This is a genomic window from Bradyrhizobium sp. RD5-C2 (assembly GCF_019972155.1).
Taxonomy (GTDB): Bacteria; Pseudomonadota; Alphaproteobacteria; order Rhizobiales; family Xanthobacteraceae; genus Bradyrhizobium.
Window position 1 is genome coordinate 112,501 of sequence record NZ_BOVL01000021.1, and the last position, 23,279, is coordinate 135,779.

19 protein-coding genes, 2 tRNA genes, 2 rRNA genes and 1 riboswitch (1 of these 24 running past the window's edge) are annotated in these 23,279 nt (G+C 63.3%); of the genes, 11 read left to right on the forward strand and 12 right to left on the reverse strand.

Annotated elements, in window-relative coordinates:
- The 4 genes from BraRD5C2_RS27810 to BraRD5C2_RS27825 form a co-directional block, all read right to left on the reverse strand.
- A 23S ribosomal RNA gene (locus tag BraRD5C2_RS27810) occupies window positions 1-772 on the reverse strand (it extends 2,074 nt beyond the left edge of the window).
- Between the two features lie 420 nt (window positions 773-1,192).
- Window positions 1,193-1,268, reverse strand: a tRNA-Ala gene (locus BraRD5C2_RS27815).
- A 35-nt stretch (window positions 1,269-1,303) separates the two neighbouring features.
- Window positions 1,304-1,380, reverse strand: a tRNA-Ile gene (locus tag BraRD5C2_RS27820).
- Between the two features lie 209 nt (window positions 1,381-1,589).
- Window positions 1,590-3,080 (reverse strand): 16S ribosomal RNA (locus BraRD5C2_RS27825).
- Together the 16S and 23S rRNA genes with 2 tRNA genes alongside form the textbook arrangement of a ribosomal RNA operon.
- 1,029 nt (window positions 3,081-4,109) lie before the next feature.
- Between BraRD5C2_RS27825 and BraRD5C2_RS27830 the strand changes: the two genes are divergently transcribed.
- Window positions 4,110-6,173 (forward strand): M23 family metallopeptidase, encoded by a 2,064-nt coding sequence (locus BraRD5C2_RS27830; RefSeq protein ID WP_223974170.1) that lies wholly within the window; start codon window positions 4,110-4,112, stop codon window positions 6,171-6,173.
- A gap of 167 nt (window positions 6,174-6,340) precedes the next feature.
- Entirely contained in the window at window positions 6,341-6,607 is a 267-nt protein-coding gene (locus BraRD5C2_RS27835; RefSeq protein ID WP_223974171.1) for a hypothetical protein, read from the forward strand.
- 52 nt (window positions 6,608-6,659) lie between these two features.
- On the opposite strand, the gene clpB is transcribed toward BraRD5C2_RS27835, so the two are convergent.
- Window positions 6,660-9,311: an ATP-dependent chaperone ClpB gene (gene clpB, locus BraRD5C2_RS27840; RefSeq protein ID WP_223974173.1), complete on the reverse strand. Its 2,652-nt coding sequence runs from the start codon at window positions 9,309-9,311 to the stop codon at window positions 6,660-6,662.
- Window positions 9,312-9,503: 192 nt separating this feature from the next.
- Window positions 9,504-10,067 (reverse strand): helix-turn-helix domain-containing protein, encoded by a 564-nt coding sequence (locus tag BraRD5C2_RS27845; protein ID WP_223974175.1) that lies wholly within the window; start codon window positions 10,065-10,067, stop codon window positions 9,504-9,506.
- A gap of 56 nt (window positions 10,068-10,123) precedes the next feature.
- Here BraRD5C2_RS27845 and BraRD5C2_RS27850 point away from each other — a divergent pair, with 56 nt between their 5' ends.
- Entirely contained in the window at window positions 10,124-10,639 is a 516-nt protein-coding gene (locus tag BraRD5C2_RS27850) for a GNAT family N-acetyltransferase (RefSeq protein ID WP_223974177.1), read from the forward strand.
- Window positions 10,640-10,695: 56 nt separating this feature from the next.
- Complete coding sequence (locus BraRD5C2_RS27855) at window positions 10,696-11,472, forward strand: MOSC domain-containing protein (RefSeq protein ID WP_223974179.1); 777 nt, start codon at window positions 10,696-10,698, stop codon at window positions 11,470-11,472.
- Window positions 11,473-11,530: 58 nt separating this feature from the next.
- On the opposite strand, the gene BraRD5C2_RS27860 is transcribed toward BraRD5C2_RS27855, so the two are convergent.
- The gene (locus BraRD5C2_RS27860; protein WP_223974181.1) at window positions 11,531-12,193 is read right to left on the reverse strand and encodes a TIGR02594 family protein; all 663 of its coding nucleotides are present in this window, start codon (window positions 12,191-12,193) and stop codon (window positions 11,531-11,533) included.
- A gap of 63 nt (window positions 12,194-12,256) precedes the next feature.
- Between BraRD5C2_RS27860 and BraRD5C2_RS27865 the strand changes: the two genes are divergently transcribed.
- Together BraRD5C2_RS27865 and BraRD5C2_RS27870 are read left to right on the forward strand one after the other, a co-directional pair.
- Complete coding sequence (locus BraRD5C2_RS27865) at window positions 12,257-12,442, forward strand: hypothetical protein (RefSeq protein ID WP_223974183.1); 186 nt, start codon at window positions 12,257-12,259, stop codon at window positions 12,440-12,442.
- The gene (locus BraRD5C2_RS27870; RefSeq protein ID WP_223974185.1) at window positions 12,427-13,299 is read left to right on the forward strand and encodes an alpha/beta fold hydrolase; all 873 of its coding nucleotides are present in this window, start codon (window positions 12,427-12,429) and stop codon (window positions 13,297-13,299) included. Before BraRD5C2_RS27865 ends, BraRD5C2_RS27870 begins: the two co-directional genes overlap by 16 nt.
- 152 nt (window positions 13,300-13,451) lie before the next feature.
- Here the strand turns inward: BraRD5C2_RS27870 and metW are convergent, their stop codons facing one another.
- Window positions 13,452-14,117 carry a methionine biosynthesis protein MetW gene (metW, locus tag BraRD5C2_RS27875; protein WP_223974186.1) on the reverse strand — a complete coding sequence of 222 codons (666 nt, stop codon included), beginning with the start codon at window positions 14,115-14,117 and terminating at the stop codon, window positions 13,452-13,454.
- Window positions 14,114-15,319 (reverse strand): homoserine O-acetyltransferase MetX, encoded by a 1,206-nt coding sequence (metX, locus tag BraRD5C2_RS27880; protein ID WP_223974187.1) that lies wholly within the window; start codon window positions 15,317-15,319, stop codon window positions 14,114-14,116. The genes metW and metX overlap by 4 nt, the downstream gene beginning before the upstream one ends.
- Window positions 15,320-15,402: 83 nt before the next feature.
- Window positions 15,403-15,482: riboswitch (SAM riboswitch) on the reverse strand.
- Window positions 15,483-15,667: 185 nt separating this feature from the next.
- Between metX and BraRD5C2_RS27885 the strand changes: the two genes are divergently transcribed.
- The 3 genes from BraRD5C2_RS27885 to BraRD5C2_RS27895 are packed head-to-tail and all read left to right on the forward strand — an operon-like array spanning window position 15,668 to window position 18,579.
- Entirely contained in the window at window positions 15,668-16,516 is an 849-nt protein-coding gene (locus BraRD5C2_RS27885) for a chorismate mutase (RefSeq protein ID WP_223974188.1), read from the forward strand.
- 24 nt (window positions 16,517-16,540) lie between these two features.
- Complete coding sequence (hisC, locus tag BraRD5C2_RS27890; protein WP_223974189.1) at window positions 16,541-17,638, forward strand: histidinol-phosphate transaminase; 1,098 nt, start codon at window positions 16,541-16,543, stop codon at window positions 17,636-17,638.
- Between the two features lie 8 nt (window positions 17,639-17,646).
- Window positions 17,647-18,579 (forward strand): prephenate/arogenate dehydrogenase family protein, encoded by a 933-nt coding sequence (locus BraRD5C2_RS27895; protein WP_223974190.1) that lies wholly within the window; start codon window positions 17,647-17,649, stop codon window positions 18,577-18,579.
- Between the two features lie 315 nt (window positions 18,580-18,894).
- Here the strand turns inward: BraRD5C2_RS27895 and BraRD5C2_RS27900 are convergent, their stop codons facing one another.
- A complete protein-coding gene (locus BraRD5C2_RS27900; protein WP_223974191.1) occupies window positions 18,895-19,992 on the reverse strand; it encodes a MerR family transcriptional regulator in 1,098 nt (365 codons plus the stop codon).
- A gap of 221 nt (window positions 19,993-20,213) precedes the next feature.
- Between BraRD5C2_RS27900 and BraRD5C2_RS27905 the strand changes: the two genes are divergently transcribed.
- Together BraRD5C2_RS27905 and BraRD5C2_RS27910 are read left to right on the forward strand one after the other, a co-directional pair.
- Window positions 20,214-20,903, forward strand: coding sequence for an outer membrane protein (locus BraRD5C2_RS27905; RefSeq protein ID WP_223974193.1), 690 nt, complete (start codon window positions 20,214-20,216; stop codon window positions 20,901-20,903).
- A gap of 89 nt (window positions 20,904-20,992) precedes the next feature.
- Window positions 20,993-21,487, forward strand: a complete 495-nt coding sequence (locus BraRD5C2_RS27910) for a VOC family protein (RefSeq protein ID WP_223974195.1) — start codon at window positions 20,993-20,995, stop codon at window positions 21,485-21,487.
- Window positions 21,488-21,646: 159 nt separating this feature from the next.
- Here BraRD5C2_RS27910 and BraRD5C2_RS27915 read toward each other — a convergent pair whose 3' ends face one another.
- Both BraRD5C2_RS27915 and BraRD5C2_RS27920 read right to left on the reverse strand, forming a co-directional pair.
- Window positions 21,647-22,636, reverse strand: a complete 990-nt coding sequence (locus BraRD5C2_RS27915) for a Bug family tripartite tricarboxylate transporter substrate binding protein (RefSeq protein ID WP_223974197.1) — start codon at window positions 22,634-22,636, stop codon at window positions 21,647-21,649.
- A 92-nt stretch (window positions 22,637-22,728) separates the two neighbouring features.
- Window positions 22,729-23,208, reverse strand: a complete 480-nt coding sequence (locus tag BraRD5C2_RS27920) for a hypothetical protein (RefSeq protein ID WP_223974199.1) — start codon at window positions 23,206-23,208, stop codon at window positions 22,729-22,731.
- Between the last annotated feature and the right edge of the window lie 71 nt (window positions 23,209-23,279).

Sequence of the window (23,279 nt, forward strand, 5' to 3'; positions counted from 1 at the left end):
CTAGATCACTAGGTTTCGGGTCTAATACAACGAACTTGACGCCCTATTCAGACTCGCTTTCGCTGCGCCTTCGCCTATCGGCTTAAGCTTGCTCGTTAAATTAAGTCGCTGGCCCATAATACAAAAGGTACGACGTCACCCAGAACGTATCTTGGGCTCCGTCTGTTTGTAGGTGTCCGGTTTCAGGTCTATTTCACTCCCCTCGTCGGGGTGCTTTTCACCTTTCCCTCACGGTACTGGTTCACTATCGGTCGCTGAGGAGTACTTAGGCTTGGAGGGTGGTCCCCCCGTGTTCAGACAGGATTACACGTGTCCCGCCTTACTCGTGGATACATCATCGCATTACTCGTACGGGGCTATCACCCTCTGAGGCCCAGCTTTCCTGACTGGTTCCGATTGTCTTTGATGTATCACTGGCCTGGTCCGCGTTCGCTCGCCACTACTAACGGAGTCTCGATTGATGTCCTTTCCTCCAGGTACTTAGATGTTTCAGTTCCCTGGGTTTGCTTAAAACCTCCTATTTTATTCGGAAGTCTCATACCTTCTCTTGATAACCGGAAATCCAAAACCTCGCGGTCTGATTTCTTCCATTTCTGGTCGAACCCCAAAACACAAGGTCTTGGAGTTCCGGCTATCGAAGGTGGGTTTCCCCATTCGGAAATCCGTGGATCAAAGCTTCTTCGCAGCTCCCCACGGCTTATCGCAGCGTAGCACGTCCTTCATCGCCTCTCAGCGCCAAGGCATCCACCGAACACCCTTAAGGCACTTGATTGCTCTCATTATCAATGTCCACACACTCGGCAGAATGTTGTCTGCACAACTGCCACTTAAGGCGCGCATCCTCGATGAATGCGATTGCACAGCCGGACATTGACTAGAAAGACCAGCTTGCTTCGTAAGATCGGCCCGATAGCGAGGCGGTCAAGCTTCGCTACAAAGATCGTTTTACAACTCGCTCACCTCACTCATCTTGCGATGAATGGCGATTCGCGAGCGCCGAAAACGATCTGGAGATTAGGAATGGTACCCGCGAATTGCTTCGCAGATCCAAACTCGGATCGATCTCCTCTTTACGATGTCAGAAAACACGCACGTCACCGTCCATCCGGACCAATGAGTGCGAAGTGATGTTTCGCGGACGATTTGAACAGAGCTTCTTGCACAAGGTGCATTGTCGAGCTTCAATTCCATCTGGTGGAGCCAGACGGGATCGAACCGACGACCTCATGCTTGCAAAGCACGCGCTCTCCCAGCTGAGCTATGGCCCCGTACCAGAAGACGAATGCTCCGCACTCGATCAAAATGGTGGGCCTGGGAAGACTTGAACTTCCGACCTCACGCTTATCAAGCGCGCGCTCTAACCAACTGAGCTACAAGCCCCTAACACGAGGGACATGCCGGCGCGCACCCGACTTATCGTCGGTGCGTCGCACAGCGCTCAGCCCTGGCGCGTGTTCGTCCGCGAAGAAAGAGAAACGAAGACGGCGAAATCCCGCCAATGGAGCTCAACAATCCTGAAACTGTTGGCCCCTGAATGTTTCTAAAACGGTTCGATAGTGAGCGTGAGCTCGCTGAAGAACCATCCTTAGAAAGGAGGTGATCCAGCCGCAGGTTCCCCTACGGCTACCTTGTTACGACTTCACCCCAGTCGCTGACCCTACCGTGGCCGGCTGCCTCCCTTGCGGGTTAGCGCACCGTCTTCAGGTAAAACCAACTCCCATGGTGTGACGGGCGGTGTGTACAAGGCCCGGGAACGTATTCACCGTGGCGTGCTGATCCACGATTACTAGCGATTCCAACTTCATGGGCTCGAGTTGCAGAGCCCAATCCGAACTGAGACGGCTTTTTGAGATTTGCGAAGGGTCGCCCCTTAGCATCCCATTGTCACCGCCATTGTAGCACGTGTGTAGCCCAGCCCGTAAGGGCCATGAGGACTTGACGTCATCCCCACCTTCCTCGCGGCTTATCACCGGCAGTCTCCTTAGAGTGCTCAACTAAATGGTAGCAACTAAGGACGGGGGTTGCGCTCGTTGCGGGACTTAACCCAACATCTCACGACACGAGCTGACGACAGCCATGCAGCACCTGTCTCCGGTCCAGCCGAACTGAAGAACTCCGTCTCTGGAGTCCGCGACCGGGATGTCAAGGGCTGGTAAGGTTCTGCGCGTTGCGTCGAATTAAACCACATGCTCCACCGCTTGTGCGGGCCCCCGTCAATTCCTTTGAGTTTTAATCTTGCGACCGTACTCCCCAGGCGGAATGCTTAAAGCGTTAGCTGCGCCACTAGTGAGTAAACCCACTAACGGCTGGCATTCATCGTTTACGGCGTGGACTACCAGGGTATCTAATCCTGTTTGCTCCCCACGCTTTCGTGCCTCAGCGTCAGTATCGGGCCAGTGAGCCGCCTTCGCCACTGGTGTTCTTGCGAATATCTACGAATTTCACCTCTACACTCGCAGTTCCACTCACCTCTCCCGAACTCAAGATCTTCAGTATCAAAGGCAGTTCTGGAGTTGAGCTCCAGGATTTCACCCCTGACTTAAAGACCCGCCTACGCACCCTTTACGCCCAGTGATTCCGAGCAACGCTAGCCCCCTTCGTATTACCGCGGCTGCTGGCACGAAGTTAGCCGGGGCTTATTCTTGCGGTACCGTCATTATCTTCCCGCACAAAAGAGCTTTACAACCCTAGGGCCTTCATCACTCACGCGGCATGGCTGGATCAGGCTTGCGCCCATTGTCCAATATTCCCCACTGCTGCCTCCCGTAGGAGTTTGGGCCGTGTCTCAGTCCCAATGTGGCTGATCATCCTCTCAGACCAGCTACTGATCGTCGCCTTGGTGAGCCATTACCTCACCAACTAGCTAATCAGACGCGGGCCGATCTTTCGGCGATAAATCTTTCCCCGTAAGGGCTTATCCGGTATTAGCACAAGTTTCCCTGTGTTGTTCCGAACCAAAAGGTACGTTCCCACGCGTTACTCACCCGTCTGCCGCTGACATATTGCTATGCCCGCTCGACTTGCATGTGTTAAGCCTGCCGCCAGCGTTCGCTCTGAGCCAGGATCAAACTCTCAAGTTGGACTTGAACTTTGAACCGGCTGATCACAACGTTTTGACGAGGTCCCACCATTCTTCGCCGACCGAAGTCTGCGAGCTGCCTACGATTCACATCGCTGGCAACGATGGTGTAACCTTTAAAACGTGTACCGCCGAAGTCTTTCGTCCACTCTCAGAAAGTCAAAAGCCGAAGCTTTCAAGTATTCCGAGAGACGCAAGGACTCCGCCGTCCACGTTTCTCTTTCTTCATCTTCACTTGTCAAACAGCCCGGGATCCGATGACCCCACACCCTTAGAGGGTGGTTCTACCCTTCAGCGACGAACAGTGAACCTCAACCGATTTATGTCGGCTGCTGTGTCACTCATCAAAGTGAGGAGCATCAGTGGCGCGTTCGCTCGCCTTGGTCAGTGACCCGGCGGCGCCGCGCTCAGTGGTTGGTTTATAGTCCCCACCCCTCGGGATTGTCAACGACCATTGTCAACAAATCGTCGCACGCCCAAATCGTGTGTGCAGCGCAGAAAAGTTCTCGTATTTTCTGTAGCTTAGCTCGGAGGTAAAAATTCGCGACCCAACCCGCGTTGCAAAAAACTTCAAAAAAAGTTTGTCGCCGACGAGCTCGAGAGGCCCTCCGGAACGGGTTCCCCAACCCCCCGGGAACGGGGTCCCCGGCGCTCCAGACCGGGCAGCGGCATCGACCTGCTTCAGGAAGCTTTTCCACCTCAAACGCCGCACTTGAGCCACAATCCTGCGACGTTCTGGCTATAAGACATGCATTGAACCGCTCGTAACCTGTGGGGGCACGGGTGGTTTTTCAGGGGGACCAGGCGATTTTCTCCAAGAACCCGTCGCCTCTTCCCTACGCGGCCGAGCAACATCGAGAGATCTGCACACCATTGACGTTCGAGATCGCGGCTAGCTAATGGCCATCGGCTTCTCGATTTCGATGCGTGTGGCTCGCCACACTGCCGAGATTCCTCTTCGGAGGATTGAGGTGGGGACGAGGACGAGCAGAGGTTGATCGCAGTTGCCGGAATTTGGGGGGATATCGGGTTGAGCCAACGGGCGTCACGCGGAAGCGGTAATGGGCGCGAGACCGGGATGATTGATCTCGGTCACGAACCGCCGCTTTCAGTCGACGGCACCGAGGCTGCGGTGATCGATCGCCGCCGTGTCTCCGTACAATGGTTCAGCGGCACCATTCTGACCGGATTATGTGGCGCGGCCCTGATCGGCGGCGCCGTTTTTGCGTCGCTCGATGGCGAGATGACCTTCGCCAAGGTGCCGGAGCGCGTCGAAGGCGCGCTGCGCGGCGCCTTCACGGGCAATGATCGCGTCGTCAGCCTGCACAAAGGCGACCGCCTGCCGCCGCCGAGCGAATCCTCCGCCTCCCGCAGCCTGGTGCGCGTGTCGACCGTGACCCGCGTCGGCAATCGCGACGTGATGCGGGTGCGGCCCTTCATCCGGATTTCCGGCAATCTCTCGATGACCACGAGCGATCTGTCGTCCAAGATTCCGGCATTCAACGCGCAGCGTCTGTTGACCGATGTCGGCTCCGACACGCCGGCTGCGGCCGAGGATCCGAATGCGGCCGACGCCGCCGAGCCCGACGCCGAGGTCTCTTTCGTCACCAAGGATCTCGGATCGGTGCTGCCGAAAGCCAAGCTCGCCGCCGTTGTCGCGCTCGACGACGTGTTGATGCGAGTGCGCGACGCCGCCAACTGGCGCGGCTCCGGCGGCTCGGTGCGCTACGCTTCACTTGCCAATGCCGCAGCCGATGCCACCGGCGCCGGCCCCGATATGCGGATGGCCTACGCTACCGAGGGCAACACCTCCGATCCCTATGCAGGCTTCGAGACCCGCGTGGTGCCGGAGAACGTCACCCTGCTGCCGAAGACCAAAGAGCAGGTCACCGGCGGCAATCCGGTCGGCGAACGGGTTCACCTCGTCAAGAAGGGCGACAGCATCACCTCGATCCTGCGCGATCAGGGCGCAACGCCCGACGAGGCGAAGGCGATTGCCGCAACGCTAGGCCCGCGCGGCCGCGACGGCGGGCTGAAGGAAGGCCAGAAGGTGCGGATCCTGATGGCGCCGGCAGCGCCAGGCGCCCGGCTGCAGCCCTATCGCGTCATCGTCGCCAACGAATCCATCGTGGAAGCTGTCGCCGCCCTGTCCGATCTCGGCAAATACGTCGCCGTCGACGTGCAGAGCATGAACACCACGACCGACACCGCCGACAATTCCAGCGACGATGACGAGGATGATGGCAGCGGCGTGCGGCTCTATCAGAGCATTTATGAGACCGCGCTGCGCAACAAGGTGCCGCCGACCGTCATCGAAGACATGGTCAAGATCTACTCCTACGACGTCGATTTCCAGCGCAAGGTCCAGCCCGGCGACTCGTTCGACGTGTTCTTTGCCGGCGAGGACGAGGGCGTCGCCAGCACCGAAAAGACCGAAGTGCTCTACGCCGCGCTGACCGTGGGCGGCGAAACCAAGAAATACTACCGATTCCAGAGCTCGGACGATGGCCTCGTCGACTACTATGACGAGACCGGCAAGAGCGCGAAGAAGTTCCTGGTGCGCAAGCCGGTCAACAACGCGATCATGCGTTCGGGCTTCGGCGGCCGCCGCCACCCGATCCTCGGCTATGTGAAGATGCACACCGGCGTCGACTGGGCCACCGCCTACGGCACGCCGATCTTCGCTTCCGGCAATGGCGTGCTCGAGAAGGTCGGATACGAGGGCGGGTACGGCAAATATATCCGCATGAAGCATTCGAACGGCTATGAGACGGCCTACGGCCACATGTCGGCCTTCGCCAAGGGCATGGAGATCGGCAAGAAGGTGCGGCAAGGCCAAGTGATCGGCTTCGTCGGTTCGACCGGCCAGTCGACCGGCCCGCACGTCCACTACGAAATCCTGGTCAACGGCCGATTCGTCGACCCGATGCGCGTGAAACTGCCGCGCGGCCGCTCACTCGAAGGCCCGATGCTGGCCAATTTCGAGAAGGCGCGCGACGGGATCGAAGCCCAGATGTCCAGCCGCGGCAGCTCGCGCATTGTCTCGGATGCAACGAGCTCCACGTCGCAGACGCGCTCCACCACCAACCGCTAGAGCGTTTTCGAGCGAAGTGGATACCGGTTCGCGTGAAGAAAACGCATCAAAACTAGAATCCAGAGCGCCGTTCCGATTCATTCGGAACGGCGCTCTAGTTCAAAAACGGAACGATTCGCGCCGATCAGGCTTTGTCCCGTCGGGCAAACCTTGCGCAGGAGGCGCGCATGACCAGCCTCACCCGCGAAGACGTGCTGAAGGCTGTCGGCCATGCCGACGACGTCACGATCGCCAGGATCATCGCATCCGGCGCCACGATCACCGAACTTGCCGAAGCCCAGGCCTGGCTTGCCAATGACGAGCCGCTGATGAACGCCGGCAGGCCGCTGGCCACAGGCCGCGCCCGCGAGCTGGTCGATATCCTGTCCGAACTCGAACCCGCCGATGACGACGAGCCCGGTCAGCTCAGTCCACCGATCGTCCCGCAGGAATAGCCTGGACGACAAGGCCCTCCCCGCGACCGCGGGGAGGGCTTTTGCACGCGTATCAGTTCAGCTTGCGCTTCGATACCGGGGCATCGAACTGCACGATCTCGGCGGTGTTGGGCACCTGACCGTTGAAGGTCAGCACGTTGCCCTTCTCCGAAATCAGCACGCGATCGCCGTCCTTGACCTCGCCGGCGAGAATCATCTCGGCCAGCGGGTCCTGCACGCTGCGCTGGATCACCCGCTTCAGCGGGCGGGCGCCGTAGGCCGGATCCCAGCCCTTTTCCGCGAGCCAATTCCGCGCCTTCGGATCGAGCGTGAGCTCGATCTTGCGATCCTCGAGCAGCTTGGTCAGCCGCGCGAACTGGATCTCGACGATGCGGCCCATCTCGTTCCGCTGCAGCCGGTGGAACAGGATGATCTCGTCGATGCGGTTCAGGAATTCCGGCCTGAAATGCGCCCGCACGACGCCCATCACCTGATCGCGAACCGCCGCGGTGTCCTCGCCTTCCGGCTGATTCACCAGGAATTCCGAACCGAGGTTCGAGGTCATGATGATCAGCGTGTTGCGGAAGTCGACGGTGCGGCCCTGACCATCGGTCAGGCGGCCGTCATCGAGCACCTGCAACAACACGTTGAAGACGTCGGGATGCGCCTTCTCGATCTCGTCGAACAGCACGACCTGGTAGGGCCGGCGCCGCACGGCTTCGGTCAGTGCACCACCCTCGTCGTAGCCGACATAGCCGGGAGGCGCGCCGATCAGCCGCGAGACCGAGTGCTTCTCCATGTATTCGGACATGTCGAGGCGGACCATCGCGGTCTCGTCGTTGAACAGGTCAGCGGCGAGCGCCTTGGTCAGCTCGGTCTTGCCGACGCCGGTGGGGCCTAAGAACATGAACGAGCCGGTCGGCCGGTTCGGGTCCTGCAGACCTGCGCGGGCACGGCGCACGGCGGTTGCCACCGCGCGCACCGCTTCGGCCTGGCCGACGACGCGCTTGGCGAGCGCGTCCTCCATTTTCAGGAGCTTGTCCTTTTCACCCTCGAGCATCTTGTCGACCGGCACGCCGGTCCAGCGCGAGACGACCTGCGCGATGTGGTTGGCGGTGACCGCCTCCTCCATCATCTCGCCGCCGTTCGGCTTGCTGCTTTCTTGCGCCTCGATGTCGGCGAGCTTCCTTTCCAGCTCGGGGATTCGGCCATAGGCCAGTTCGCCCGCCTTCTGGAATTCGCCGCGACGCTGCGCATTGGCAAGCTCGACGCGGAGCGCATCGAGTTCGCTCTTCAGCTTCTGGGCGTTGGAGAGCTTGTTCTTCTCCGCGCTCCAGCGCGCCGTCAGCGCAGCCGACCTCTCCTCGAGCCCGGCGAGCTCCTTCTCCAGGGTCTGCAAGCGGCTCTTCGAGCCGGCATCGCTCTCCTTCTTCAGCGCCTCCTGCTCGATCTTCAGCCGGATGATGTCGCGATCCAGCGAATCGAGCTCTTCCGGCTTCGAATCGACCTGCATCTTCAGCCGCGCCGCCGCCTCGTCCATCAGATCGATGGCTTTGTCGGGCAGGAAGCGGTCGGTGATGTAGCGGTTCGACAGCGTTGTCGCGGCCACCAACGCGGAGTCGGTGATGCGCACGCCGTGATGCTGCTCGTACTTGTCCTTCAGGCCGCGCAGGATCGAGATGGTGTCCTCGACCGTCGGCTCGCTGACATAGATCGGCTGGAACCGGCGGGCCAGCGCGGCATCCTTCTCGACATGCTTGCGGTACTCGTCGAGCGTGGTCGCACCGATACAGTGCAGCTCACCGCGCGCCAGCGCAGGCTTCAAGAGGTTGGACGCGTCCATCGCGCCGTCGGCCTTGCCGGCGCCGATCAGGGTGTGCATCTCGTCGATGAACAGGATGATGCCGCCCTCGGCGGACGAGACCTCCTGCAGGACGGACTTCAGCCGCTCCTCGAACTCGCCGCGATATTTCGCGCCGGCGATCAAGGCGCCCATGTCGAGCGACAGCAGCTTCTTGTCCTTCAGGCTCTCCGGCACGTCGCCATTGAGGATGCGCAGCGCCAGGCCCTCGACGATCGCGGTCTTGCCGACGCCGGGTTCGCCGATCAGGACGGGATTGTTCTTGGTCCGCCGCGACAGCACCTGGATGGTGCGGCGAATCTCCTCGTCGCGGCCGATCACCGGGTCGAGCTTGCCGTCCCGCGCAGCCTGGGTCAGGTCGCGGGAATATTTCTTCAGCGCGTCGTAGGCGTTCTCGGCGGTCGCGCTGTCAGCGGTGCGGCCCTTGCGCAGCGCTTCGATCGCCGAATTCAGGTTCTGCGCCGTGACGCCGCCCTTGCTCAGGATGGAGGCCGCCTCGCTGCCCTTCTCGAGCGTGAGCCCGAGCAGCAGCCGCTCGACGGTGACATAGCTGTCGCCGGTCTTGTCGGCGGCCTTTTCCGCCGCGTCGAAGGCACGCGCCAGCTCCGGCGACAGGTAGACCTGTCCGGCACCATTGCCCGAAACCTTCGGCAGCTTGTTCAGCGCCTCTTCGGTCGCTTTCAGGATCGCTCTGGAATTGCCGCCCGCACGGTCGATCAGACCGCCGGCGAGCCCCTCATTGTCGTCCAGCAGCTCCTTCAACAGATGCAAGGGCGAAAACTGCTGGTGACCGTCGCGCATGGCGAGCGACTGGGCAGACTGGATGAATCCGCGCGAGCGCTCGGTGTACTTCTCAATGTTCATTCGTTTTCCCTCGGCCTGCCATCGTCACCCATTCAGGCATGACAACGGCATCTTCATTGGGTTTTCCGCGGGCCGCGTTGACGTTCCTCAACCAGCCTCTGGTCGTCGCCATCATTTTTCAGGCTTGCCGCAGATGTGGGCACTTGGTTCCGAAACGGAAGAGCCACAGTCTGCGATTTCGCCCGATGGAGCTCAGCGCCGCACGATGGCGACAAGGTAGCGGCAGGGCTGAGCAGTTTCGTTACGGAAGACGATGTCCGACGGTGGCCCGAGCTCGACGCGGTCACCCGCAGCCAGCTCATGGCGCTCCGCCCCCTCCATCAAGGTGAGGCGGCCGCTGATCACCCACACTACCTGGCGGACCAGGTGATACGCGCTGGCGGGGAAACCGGCTTCCTGCCTGGCAGGCAGCTCGACTTCCACCAGCTCCAGCGGATTGGCCGGATGCAGGAACACCTGCCGCCGCAGATAGGCCGCCTTGGGATCGCGCCAGACCGGCTGATCCTTGGCCCGCTGCAGGCGGGAACTGTGTGAGGCAATCTCGAACAGCGCCGCCATGGTCAGGCCATAGGCCGTGGCAATCCGCGACAGCGTCGCCGCCGTCGGGCTGGCTTCCGCCCGCTCGATCTTGCTCAGCATGGCCTTGGACACGCCGGCCCGCCCGGCGAGTTCCGCCAGCGACCAGCCGCGGCCCTCCCGCTCGGCGCGAACCCGCCGCCCGAGAGCCTCATCAGCACTGTCTTCTATAATTGACATGATGTCTTATATAGTGGACGGTAGGGAGCATTCAAGAGGCCCGTCGAGGAACGACCATGATTATCCGCCCCGCCACCGAGCAGGACATTCCCGCGATCACCGCGATCTTCAATGAGGCGGTCGTCAACTCGAACGCGATCTGGACCGAGAAGCAGGATTCCGACGCTGAACGGCTGGCTTGGATGAAGGCCCGGCTGGCGCTGGGCTACCCGGTGCTGGTCGCCGCCGAAGGGTCCGTGGTGCTCGGGTACGGCACGTTCGGCGATTTCCGCGCCTTCCCGGGTTACCGCTACAGCGTCGAGCACAGCGTCTACATCCACGCCGATCATCGCGGCCGCGGCCTCGGCCGCGTCATCGTCGACGAGCTCATCGCCGCTGCCATCGCGCTCGGCAAGCACGTCATGATCGCCGGCATCGACGGCGGCAATCCGGCTTCGCTCCGGCTGCACGCGCAGGCCGGCTTTGTCGAGGTCGCGCGGATGCCGGAGGTCGGGCGCAAGTTCGGTCGCTGGCTCGAACTCGTGTTCATGCAGCGCGTGTTGGACGCCCCGGGCGCAGCGCGGCCCGACTAGCTGCCTTGGCATTGGCGGCGGTTCTCCTCGCGCGACAAACAGGCTAGAGCGGGCGGATGGACAGCACGCACACCTCCGCCGCCCGGATCACCGACATCTATCGCTATCCCGTCAAGGGTCTGACGCCCGAGCCGCTGCCCCGCGCCGAGCTCAAGATCGGCGAGACGCTGCGCTCGGATCGCCGCTACGCGATCGAGAACGGCCCGAGCGGTTTCGATCCGTCGGCGCCGAAATGGCTGGCGAAGCCGCATTTCCTGATGCTGCAACGGGACGAGTGGCTGGCGCCGCTGCGCGCCCATTTCGACGATGACAGCCATGTGCTGACGTTGCGCCGGGACGGCGCGATGGTGGCCCAGGGCGATCTCGAGACCGAAGCAGGTCGCGCGGCGATCGAGCGCTATTTCACTGACCGTCATGCCGGCCAGATCAAGGGGCCGCCCAAGGTGCTGGTCAGCCCCGGGCACAGTTTCTCCGACGTGCCGCGCAAGGTGGTCTCGATCATCAATCTGGCGAGCCTGCGGGCGATCGAGGACATGGTGCACGCGCCGGTGCATCCGTTGCGCTTCCGCGCCAACCTCTATGTCGAGGGTTGGCCGGCCTGGCATGAAGCCAGCCTGCTCGACCAGACCATTGCGATCGGCAGCGCGCGGGCCAAGGTGGTGAAGCGCATCACGCGCTGTGCTGCGGTCAATGTCGATCCCGATACCGGTGCGCGCGACCTCTCGGTTCCGAACACGCTGATGCAGCGCTTCGGCAACAACGAATGCGGCATCTACGCCGAGATCATCAGCGACGGTGGCGCGGCCGTCGGCGACACGATTGCCGCCGAATAGCCTGTAGCGTCGCAGGCTGGGCAAGGCGCGCGTGCGCCCCTGGCCAACCTTCGACGGCTCAGTTCGACGGCATCACATAGGCGTAGATCCGGCCGCGCGAGACCGGCGTCTCGCGGACGCGGTGGCTGCTGTTGCCCGAGATCATGATCGGATTGCCCTTGGCATCGACGCCGGTGATGATCCCGACATGACCGCCGCCACGGCGGCCCATCACGGCGATGGCGCCGACCTGCGGCCCCGAAACGCGCGTGCCGTATTTGGCGAACGAGCTCGCCATGTCGGAGCCGGTGCCGCGATGGCCGGTCTGCTGCAGCACCATGTTCATGAAGCGTGCGCACCACAGGCTGGAGCGCCCGGTCGGATTGCCGCCGCCGAGATAGCGGCGCGCCGTGTCGACGATGCCGGATGAGCCGAAGCCACCTGTCGCATTCATATCGGTGTTGGACGCGGCCTCAGCGCCGGGCATCACGGCCGCATTGGCCTCGCCGAAGCCGCCCGCCTGCATCTGGGCGCGCCGCCCGGCACGCGACAGCCGCGCGGCGTGCCGGTGGTGATGATGGGCGGAATGCCGCGCGTGATGGCCGGCATGGGCCGAATGCGCGTGACGCGAATGGTGCGGACGGGCGGACGCCGGAGCGGCGGAGATCACGGCGAGCGTGAGCGAACACAGAGCCAGCGCCAAAACTCGAAGCGACCGGCGATACGCAAGCAACTGAACCATACTTCACGAGATCCTCTGTAACGCCCCCCGATTCCCAGTCGCGTTCCGAAGGGGAATGCGGCGGTGGTTTTGAAAATCGGGATGTGGCGCGAGGAAGATTTCATGCGGCGCTCAGGAAACGATTTCTGGGTCATTCCGCGCAAATTCCATGACGAAAATAGCCAGAACTGCCGCATTGCAGCCGCGGAAATTAATTGCAAATCTGCGGCCGGCCAACGAGAGGAGAATTTCAAATGCCCCACGCCCTGACGAAAGATAATGTCCGCCTCCACTTCGAAGAGGCAGGCAATGGCACCCCGATCATCTTCCTGCACGAATTCGCCGCGGACCATACCAATTGGGAACCGCAGATGCGCTACTTCTCGCGCGGACACCGCTGCATCGCTTATTCCGCGCGCGGCTACACCCCGTCGGACGTACCTGCGAACGCCGACGTCTACACCTACACACACTTCTACACCGACGCGCTCGCGGTGCTCGACCACCTCGGCATCGCCAAGGCCCACTTCATCGGGCTCTCGATGGGCTCCTATTCGTCGCTGCAGGTTGCGCTCAACGCGCCGGAGCGCGCGCTGTCGATGACGCTGGCCGCCGTCGGCTCCGGCTCCAGCCTCGAAAATCTCGATGCCTTCCGCGCGCAGTGCCGCGCCAATGCCGAGCAGTACGAGGCGATCGGCTCGATCGAGGTCGCCAAGGTGACGCGCGAGGCGCCGAGCCGGATTCCGTTCCTGGTCAAGGACCCGCGCGGCCACGCCGACTTCTACGCCGCGCTCGCCCGCCACGACGCCAAGGGTTCGGCCAACACGATGCGCAGCTTCCAGGGCGGCAGGCCCTCGATCTACACCATGACCGACGCCATCAAGCGCGCGGCGACGCCGGCGCTGATCCTGTGCGGCGACGAGGACGACAATTGCATCGCGCCGAGCATGTTCCTGAAGCAGCATCTACCGGCCGCCGGCCTCGCCTTCTTTCCGAAGTCGGGCCATGTGCTCAACCTCGAGGAGCCGGCGCTGTTCAACGAGATGGTGGAGCGCTTCATAGCGCTGGTGGAAGCCGGCCGCTGGCCGGTGCGCGATCCGCGGTCGCTGGTGGCTGCGGCGGTTTGAGGCCGTCATTCCCCGGTGCGCAATTGCGCACCTGAGGGCGATGCGCAGCATCGGGCCCGGAATCCATTCATCCACGGAGTCTGCGGCCCGATGGATTCGGGGTTCTCGCTTCGCGAACCCCGGAATGACGATCGTAATTAACGACGCATCGATTACTTCGCCTTGCCACCCCGACTGAGCAGGAACACGCCCTGCTCGCCGAACATGTTCCACACCCACCAGGGCAGGTTGAGCGGCACCGGACGGCCGTAGAGATCGAGCGCCACCGCGCGCTCCATCTTGACATTGATCTGCTCGCAGAGCTCCACGAAGTCCTTGATGGTGCAGAAATGGATGTTCGAGGTGTCGTACCAGCTCGCCGGCAGATTTTCGGTGCGCGGCATGTGGCCGCCGATCAGCAGCTGCAGGCGCATCTTCCAGAACCCGAAATTCGGGAACGAGACGATGGCGCGCTGGCCGATCCGCAGCAGGTTCTCCAGCACCACCTTGGGCTGGCGCGTCGCCTGCAGGGTCTGCGACAAGATGACATAGTCGAACGCATCATCGGGATAGTTGACGAGGTCGGTGTCGGCATCGCCCTGCACCACCGCGAGGCCCTTGGCGACGCAGCCATTGACGCCCTCGCGGGACAGCTCGATGCCGCGGCCGTCGATGCCGCGGCTCTCCAAGAGCTGCAACAGCTCGCCATCGCCGCAGCCGACGTCGAGCACGCGCGAGCCCGGCCGCACCATCTCGGCGACCAGGAGATGATCCCTGCGATAGCCGCCAGTCCGCTCCGGCGCAACGCCCGGCAAGGGCAAGGTTTGCTGCATGCTCATGACTGGCCGCCGTCTTTCAGTCCGCGCGCCTTGCCTGCGGCCTGCAGGAAAGCGCGGGAGATCTCCAGGAACTCCGGCACGTCGAGCAGGAACGCGTCATGGCCGCGATCGGTCTCGATCTCGGCGAACGACACCCGCGCGCTCGACGCGTTCAGCGCATGCACCAGCGCGCGCGATTCCGAGGTCGGAAACAGCCAGTCGCTGGTGAACGACACCACGCAGAACCGCGTCTTGATGCCGGCGAACGCAGTCGCCAGCGCGCCGTTGTGATCGGCGGCGATGTCGAAATAATCCATCGCGCGGGTCAGATAGAGATAGGAGTTGGCGTCGAAGCGCTCGACAAAGGACGAGCCCTGGTAGCGCAGATAGCTCTCGACCTGGAAATCCGCATCGAACGAGAAGGTCGGCAGCTCGCGATCCTGCATCCGCCGCCCGAACTTGCGGTGCAGCGCGGCGTCCGAGAGATAAGTGATGTGCGCGGCCATCCGCGCCACCGCCAGTCCGCGATGCGGATGGGTGTCCTCGTCGACATAGCGGCCGCCGCGCCAGTCCGGATCGGCCATCACGGCTTGGCGGCCGAGTTCGTGGAACGCGATGTTCTGTGCCGAGTGCCGCGTCGAGCAGGCGATCGCGAGCGTCGAGAACACGCGCTCGGGATAGGCCGCGGTCCATTGCAGCACCTGCATGCCGCCCATCGAGCCGCCGACCACGCAGAACAGCGTCGCGATGCCGAGGCGATCGATCAGCATCGCCTGCGCGCGCACCATGTCGGGGATCGTGATGATCGGGAAATCGAGCCCCCACACCTTGCCGGTCGCGGTGTTCAGCGACGCCGGCCCGGTCGAGCCCATGCAGCCGCCGATCACGTTGGAGCAGATGATGAAGTATTGTTCGGGATCGATCGGCTTGCCGGCGCCGACCATGGTGTCCCACCAGCCGGGCTTACCGGTGACGGGATGGGTGTTGTTGACGTGCTGATCGCCGGTCAGCGCGTGGCAGATCAGGATCGCGTTGGATCTGTCGGCATTAAGCTCGCCATAGGTCTGATAGGCGATCTGGAAAGGCGCGAGATCGATGCCGCAATCCAGCTTCAGCGGCTGATCCATGCCGAACTTCGCCACCAATGACGACGGGTGATCGGTCTCATGGGCGCGATCATCGCTCTGGGTTTGCGGGCTCGTTATCGGACGCACGTTGCTCATCTAGGCGACCCTGCCCCCGCGCGGGAGGCTCGAACAGAAATCAGGCCATAAAAAAACCCGGCCTGAACAAGGTTCGGCCGGGAGCTGATCTGTCCCCGGCCTGTTTAGCGAGTTGTTTAACGTGGCTGCAAGCCGGCCGGCTCAAATGACCACGGAGTGGAGCGAACCTAGTCCTCAGGCCCCCCGTCGTCAAGGCGGCCAGCGAACGTCCCCTTGCCGGAGGCCATAGTTAACCGTTTGCGCAAGGCTGGACCGCGAGGTTTCTCTTTGCTTTCACTGCCCGTCTTTCCTAATCAGGGACCCTGTCTGGCGCGGCATCGGGCCGCCCGGACGACAAGGTTTGAGAGCATGTCCAACCCACCCCCGTCGCCGCCCTCGCTGCAGGAGCTGCGCAAGGAGATCGATGCGATCGACGAGCAGGTTCACCGCCTGCTGATGGCGCGCGGCGACATCATCGACCGCCTGATCCAGGTCAAGAAGACCCAGGAGGTCGGCTCGGCGTTCCGCCCGGCGCGCGAGGCCAGCATGATGCGCGAGCTGGTGCGGCGCCATCGCGGCATCCTGCCGCTCGACACCATCGAGGGCATCTGGCGCGTCATCATCTCGACCTTCACCTACGTGCAGGCGCCGTTCGCCGTGCATGCCGATGTGTCCGTCGGCGAGTCGGCGATGCGCGACTCGGCGCGGTTTCATTTCGGCTTCGTAGTGCCTTACGTCTCGCATTTCAGCGCCCAGGCAGCGGTCGAGGCCGTGACGAAGTCGAAGGGCGACCTCGCGCTGGTCTCCGCGATCGCGAGCCGCACGCCGTGGTGGAATGCGCTCGAGGCCGATGGCGCGCCGAAGATCATCGCGCGGCTGCCGTTCCTCGAACGCGCCGACCATCCCGCCGCGCTGCCGGTGTTCCTGATCTCGCGGGTCGCCGACGACGCCATGGTGACCGAAGTGCAGATCTGGAGCGTGCGCGTCTCCGGCTGGAATGCCGATGTCGCTCGGGCGCTGGCGCCACTCGCCGAGATCGTCGCGGTCCCCGACACCGCGTTCGACGGCGCGGCCCTGCTGGTCTCGGTCACCGGCCACGATTTCGAGAAGATCAAGCTCGCCCTGATCGAGGCCGGCGCCTCGGTGCGCTCTTCGGCCCTCGTCGGCAGCCACGCAACGCGCTATACGGTGCCCTCTAACGGGTCGGCCAGAAGCTAGCCGCCTGTATATCCGGAGTTGATGATGTCCCGCCCCGTGCCGAATCCCGGCATCCTCGATATTGCGCCCTACACGCCCGGCAAGAGCCCGGTGCCGGAACCGGGCCGCAAGGTGTTCAAGCTGTCCGCCAACGAGACGCCGTTCGGCCCGTCTCCGAAGGCGATCGCGGCCTACAAAGGCGCGGCTGACCATCTCGAGGACTATCCGGAGGGCACCTCGCGCGTGCTGCGCGAGGCGATCGGCCGCGCCTATGGGCTCGATCCCGATCGCATCATCTGCGGCGCCGGCTCCGACGAGATCCTCAATCTCTTGGCGCACACCTATCTCGCCCCCGGCGACGAGGCGATCTCGACCACCCACGGCTTCCTGGTCTACCCCATTGCCACCATGGCGAACGGCGCCAGGAACGTGATTGCGGCCGAGAGCAATTTCACGGCTGACGTCGACGCCATCCTCAAGGTGGTGACGCCGAAGACCAAGTTGGTCTGGCTCGCCAACCCGAACAATCCGACCGGCACTTACATCCCGTTCGACGAGGTCAAGCGGCTGCGCGCCGAACTCCCGCCGCATGTGCTGCTGGTGCTCGACGCTGCTTACGCCGACTATGTCTCGCGCAACGACTACGAGCTCGGCATCGAGCTGGTCGCGACCACGGACAATACGGTGGTGACGCACACCTTCTCGAAGATCCACGGCCTGGCCGCACTGCGGGTCGGCTGGATGTTCGGTCCGGCGCATATCGTCGATGCCTGCAACCGGATTCGCGGCCCGTTCAACGTCACGACGCCCGCGATGCTGGCGGCGGTGGCGGCGATCGAGGACACTGCGCATGTGCAGATGTCGCGGACGCACACCGAACAGTGGCGCAACTGGCTGACCGAGGAGATCGGCAAGCTCGGGCTGAAGGTGACGCCGAGCGTCGCCAATTTCGTGCTGATCCACTTCCCTGCCGACAAGGGCAAGACCGCGGCGGAAGCCGACGCCTATCTCACGCGGCGCGGCCTCGTGCTGCGCGCGCTCAACAATTACAAGCTGCCGCATGCGCTGCGCATGACCATTGGCACCGAGGAAGCCAACCGCCTCGTGGTCGAGGGCCTGCGCGACTTCCTGGCCGGAAAGTGAACACCGACGTGACCACGGCTCCGATCTTCAATCGCATCGCCCTGATCGGCTTCGGCCTGATCGGCGGCTCGATCGCGCGCGGCGCGCGCGCGCAAGGCCTGGTCGGCGAGATCGTGACCACCGCGCGCTCGGAGAAGACGCGCGCCCGCGTCGCCGAGCTCGGCATCGTCGATCGCGTCGTCGAGACCAATATCGAGGCGGTGAAGGATGCCGATCTCGTCATCCTCTGCATCCCGGTCGGCGCCTGCGGCCCGGTCGCGGCCGAGATCGCCGGCCATCTCAAGCCCGGCGCTGTTATCTCCGACGTCGGCTCGGTGAAGGGCGCCGTCGTCAAGGACATGGCGCCGCATCTGCCTGAAGGCGTGCATTTCGTCCCGGCGCATCCGGTGGCCGGCACCGAACACTCAGGCCCCGATTCCGGCTTCGCCGAACTCTTCATCAACCGCTGGTGCATCCTGACGCCGCCCGAAGGCACCGATCCCGCCGCGACCGACCGGCTGCGCGCGTTCTGGGCCGCGCTCGGCGCCAAGGTCGAGGTCATGACGCCGGATCATCATGATCTCGTGCTCGCGATCACCAGCCATCTGCCGCATCTGATCGCCTACACCATCGTCGGCACCGCCGACGAGTTGGCGCAGGTGACGGAATCCGAAGTCATCAAGTTCTCCGCCGGCGGCTTCCGCGACTTCACCCGCATCGCGGCGTCGGACCCGACGATGTGGCGCGACGTGTTCCTCGCCAACAAGGACGCCGTGCTCGAGATGCTCGGCACCTTCACCGAGGATCTGTCGAAGCTCACCCGCGCGATCCGGCGCGGCGACGGCGACGCGCTGTTCGACCACTTCACCCGCACCCGCGCCATCCGCCGCGGCATCGTCGAGATCGGCCAGGATTCGGCCGCGCCCGACTTCGGCCGGCCGCATGCGAATTTGAAGAAGTAGTCGGGGCCCGCGATTTCTCCACTTGGTCGTCCTGGCGAAAGCCAGGACCCATTGCCACCGCATTGGGTTATGAACGGGAACGCAGCCCCAGCGTCGCGCGACAACTGACACTTGGGGTAATGGGTCCGGCTTTCGCCGGGACGACGATGAGGATGGGTCCCGCGCGATACGACGCACCGACATTGCGGACTTCATCTCGGCGTCATCGCCCGCCCGAGTCGAAGGGCTGACAGGTTTTGCTGCGCTACCCGTCCGGTTGATTTTGTCGCACCCGATTCCTGCCGAACAGCTTCAGCGCCGCTTCTCCGCTTCTGCTCAAGGCAACGACCGAAGCAGCACTCCATCGATCTTTCCGTCGGATGCCAAAATGATCCGCCATTCCATGTCGACATTGGCGAAGCTGACGTCATAGACATCCCAACCGTCTCGTCCGACGCCCTTGAAGCGAATCGTTTGCATGCCCCCGGCGAGGTCCAGCGCGGCGATGATCGCCGGAGCCTGCTCGCGGGCCACCGCCGCCATGATGTCGCTCATGCCGGCGTAGTCGACGGCACCTTGCTGGTGCTGGATGATCAGGTGGCGGATCGCCTCCTCGGTTCCCGGCGACGGCGTCTTCCCATCTATCTTCTTTGCCAGCGCGGTGGCCGCATCTCGGGCCTGCCGGTCGTCGATCCGGGTCGCGTCGTGCGTCAACCCGCCTTGATGAAGCGTCAGGGCGCTCGCGATTCCGTCCAGTTCGACGACGAAGGTAATCTGCGCGGCCGTGGTCTTGAGAAAAAACGTGTGCTCGCTTTCGGGATATATTTCCGAGGCGAACTGTCCGAGAGGCTTCGCGAACAGATGACCACCATCGCGTGTGATCGTCACCACCTGCCCGCCGGTCTGAAACCGAAAATGACCGACGTAGCGCTCCATCACGCCGGGATCGATTTGAATCGCAGCGCGGGGCCGGGCCTGTTCGTAGCGCCGTTGAGCGACGGCATCGAAGGATGCTTCGGCCATATTGGTCTCTTTGGCCAGCGCAATGAGGTCGGCGATCGAGAGCGATCCGCCGGCGGAAAGCTTCAAACGCGCCACATTCACCAATGCAAGGCCCTCATCGGCGCGGTTGCGCAGTTGAAGGATCGACGATTGTTGCATGGCCAGGATCCGATCGAGATCGATCGCGCGGCCTTCGAGAAGCTTGGCGATTTGCGCCAGGCTGAGCCCCATTCGCTTTAGCGCGAGGATCTCGTGCAGGCGGCTGATCTCCGCAGCTCCATAGAGCCGCCAACGCTTCGCCGTGCGGCGCGGCGAAATCAGGCCGCGGCTCTCATAGAGCCGAAGTCCGCGTACCGTGAGACCGATGCGAGCGGCGCACTCTGCCGCGGTCAGCAAAACGTCCTTGTCGGCTTTGTCTCTCGGCTCGTTCATCGACGGAGGCCCTTTCGCCAGTACCCTACGGTGTGACCTTAGGTCCGGCTCAAGGCCTTTTTCGGCGCGGCAGGCGATAAACCGCTTGAGCCGACCCCAAGGTCATAGGTCAGAAGCGGGCCAGGAAGACCCTTCAATGCACAAGCAGCCACGCGGCACGCGCGCATGGACGACGGTCCTCCCACCTCGCCACTCAACCATAACAACGGGAAACTCATCTCATGAAAAAGCTTTTGCTCGGTGCGGTCGCTGGTATCGCCTGCGCGGCTCCTGCGGTCGCGGCCGATCTTCCGGCGCGAACCTATCCGAAGGCGCCGGCCTATACGGCGCCGGAGGCGGTCTATAGCTGGACCGGCTTCTATATCGGCGGCCACGTCGGCGGTGCCTTCGCGGGCAACAACAGCCTGGGTGGGGACAAGGGCCGCTTCCTGGGCGGCTTGCAGGGTGGCTTCGACTACCAGTTCGCATCGAGCTGGGTGATCGGTGCCGAGGTTCAGTTCAGTGGGCTCACCGGCAACGCTGGCAAAGGCTCGGCTCTTCCGGCAGGCGCGCTGGTGACAGGCAATCAGCTTGGCTCGATCACCGGCCGACTCGGCTACGCCTGGGGCCCGGCGCTCCTCTACGCCAAGGGCGGTTACGCCGTCCGCGACAACCTCAATATCGGCGCCGGCTCCGGCGGAATTCCGGAGGTCGTTGCGACCAATGGCAGTCACCGGAGCGGTGTTACCCTCGGCGGCGGTCTCGAATACATGTTCGCACGGAACTGGTCCGCGAAGGCCGAATATCAGTACTACAACTTCGGCAACACCACCTTCGCCGGCGGCCCCGCCACGATCGTCGGCGTCCGGTTCAGGGACGACGAGCATACCGTCAAGGTGGGCTTCAACTACCGCTTCGGCTGGGGTGGCTAGCGCGCAGGATGGGCAGAGCGACACTTCCGGGGCGCCAGCCTGTCTACCAGTCGACGGAGCGAACTGGTAGCCTTGAGCGAGAGAGGCCGTTGCCGGCAGTCCACCCGGCGGAGGCCGACTGGCGCGGCTTCGGTGACAGGAGCGACAAGATGATACTCAGTCCGGATCATGTGACGATCGCAGTGGCCGACGCCGGCCCGGCGATCGCATTCTTCGCACTCCTTGGATTCAGAAAGACTCACGTCGCGACCATCGACGGTGGTATTCCTGCCCAGTACATGGGCATGCCCGCCATGAAAGCGCAGCACATCACTCTCGCGCTTGAAGGAGCGGACTTCGAAATCCAGCTGCTCGAGTTCGACTCGCCCCCAGGCACCGATCCGGGGGTGCACCCGACCAACCTGCGAAAGCTCGGCTTCAATCACCTCGCTTTCCGCGTCGACGACATCGAGGCGGCCACCGCGCACCTGATCGCCAACGGTGTAACCATGCTGAGCGACGAGATGGACTACATCAGCCGAAAGCTCCGGCTGTTCGAGGGGCCCGAGGGCATCACCTTCGAGTTGGTCCAGCGGGACGAATGAAACTCCGCTGACATTCCATCCTCGTCATTCCGGGGCGGCCCGCAGGGCTGAGCCCGGAATCCATTCATCCACAATCGCTGTGGCTCAATGGATTCCGGGCTCGTGCTTCGCACGCCCCCGGTGCGCGTTTGCGCACCGGGGAATGACGAGGAGAGATGCCTACGCCGGCGGCAGGCCGAGCGACTGGGCGGCTTCCATCCAGACCGGCAATTCGCGCTGATACAGCGCATTGCTCTCCTTGAAGCCGATCGCGGGCTCCAGCACGAAGGTCGCGAGCACCTCCTTCACCTTGGGATCGCTGTTGGCGGCGACACAGAGCTCGGATAAGCGATCCACGATCGGCTGCGGCGTCGCCTTCGGCAGCGCCCAGCCCGAGAAGCCGCTCACGGTGAAGAATTTCGATGTCGCGCCCTGTTCGGGCAGCGTCTTGATCTCAGGGATCGCATCGACCTTCTTCGCGTGCACCCCAAAGACGACGCCGCGGCTGCTTTGCAGGACGGTTTGCGCAGCGGTGTAGCTGCCCATCGCGACATCGAGCGTGCCTTCCGCCAGGCCCGTCCACATCGGCGCTTCGCCGCGATAGTGGATCGGCTCGATATTGAGGCCGTATTGCTTGTTGAGCTCGTTGATCGTCATGTGCGGGGCCGAGCCCGCGCTGTAGGTGCCGAAATTCACCTTGCCGCTGCTCCGCGCATGGGCGACGAATTCCGCCAGCGTCTTGACGCCGAGCTTGGGGCTCGCGACCAGCAACAGCCCGGCGCCCGGAATGACGCTGACCAGCGCCAAATCCTTGTCCATGTCGTAGCCGGGGTTCTTCATCATCGCCCGGTTCATCACGTAAGTGGTCGAGATCGAGCACAGGATGGTGTGTCCGTCGGGCGCGGCGCGCGCCACCTCGGCGGCGCCGATCGAGCCCGAGGCACCCGCCTTGTTCTCGATGACGACGGTTTGTCCCACCTGCCTTGCGATGAATTCGCCGAAGGCGCGCGCCAACAGATCGGTCTGCCCGCCGGCCGGGTAGCTGCAGATCATGCGGACTTGCCGCGACGGCCACGCCGCCTGCGCCGAGGCGCCGCGCGACAGCAAGGGCATCGCGAGCGAAGCTGCTCCGGCAGCGATGACGTGACGGCGGCTGAATTCTGCTGGCATGTAAGTCCCTCCCCGATTTTTCAGCGAGGGTACCGCATCGGTCGATCTCAGCTACGGGACAGATTGGCGCAGCGGCTGGTCAGCGACGGCGCTCACCGTCGCATTCGTTGATCCCGGATCGGCCCCGCCGCCGATATCGGCGCAACTTTTTGGGTCAGCCGCTGGCGGCCGACGAGGCCGGCGGTTGCCAGCATGACGTCGCCGCCGAACCACCACGAGCCGATCACGAACTCCCAGGCACGCGGCGGAATCTCGTCGAACACGATGCCATAGACCGACACCAGCGCAGCCAGCGCGGCGAGGAAGATGCCGCCCGCGCTCATGAGCTCGACGGCATCGATGCGCCCGGTGGCGCGCAGGGCGGGTCTTGGAATATCGATGCCGAGATAGAAGCCGACGGCGCCGACCACGATCGCCGTCACGATGAAGGCAAGTGTACCGAAGAAGGTGATGTGCCCCTTCGCGAGCTGTGCGGCGACGAAGGTGCCGGCCATGGCGCCGGCCATCGCCAGACCGGTTCGCTGCAGCACATGCGCGGCGCGGCTGACCATCATCAGTTCGCGGGCGAGCACGGCCCTCTCCTTTCGGCTCACGATCCTCATCTGCAGTGTCCTTTACCAGCGGTGCGCTCCCTCTCCCCGTT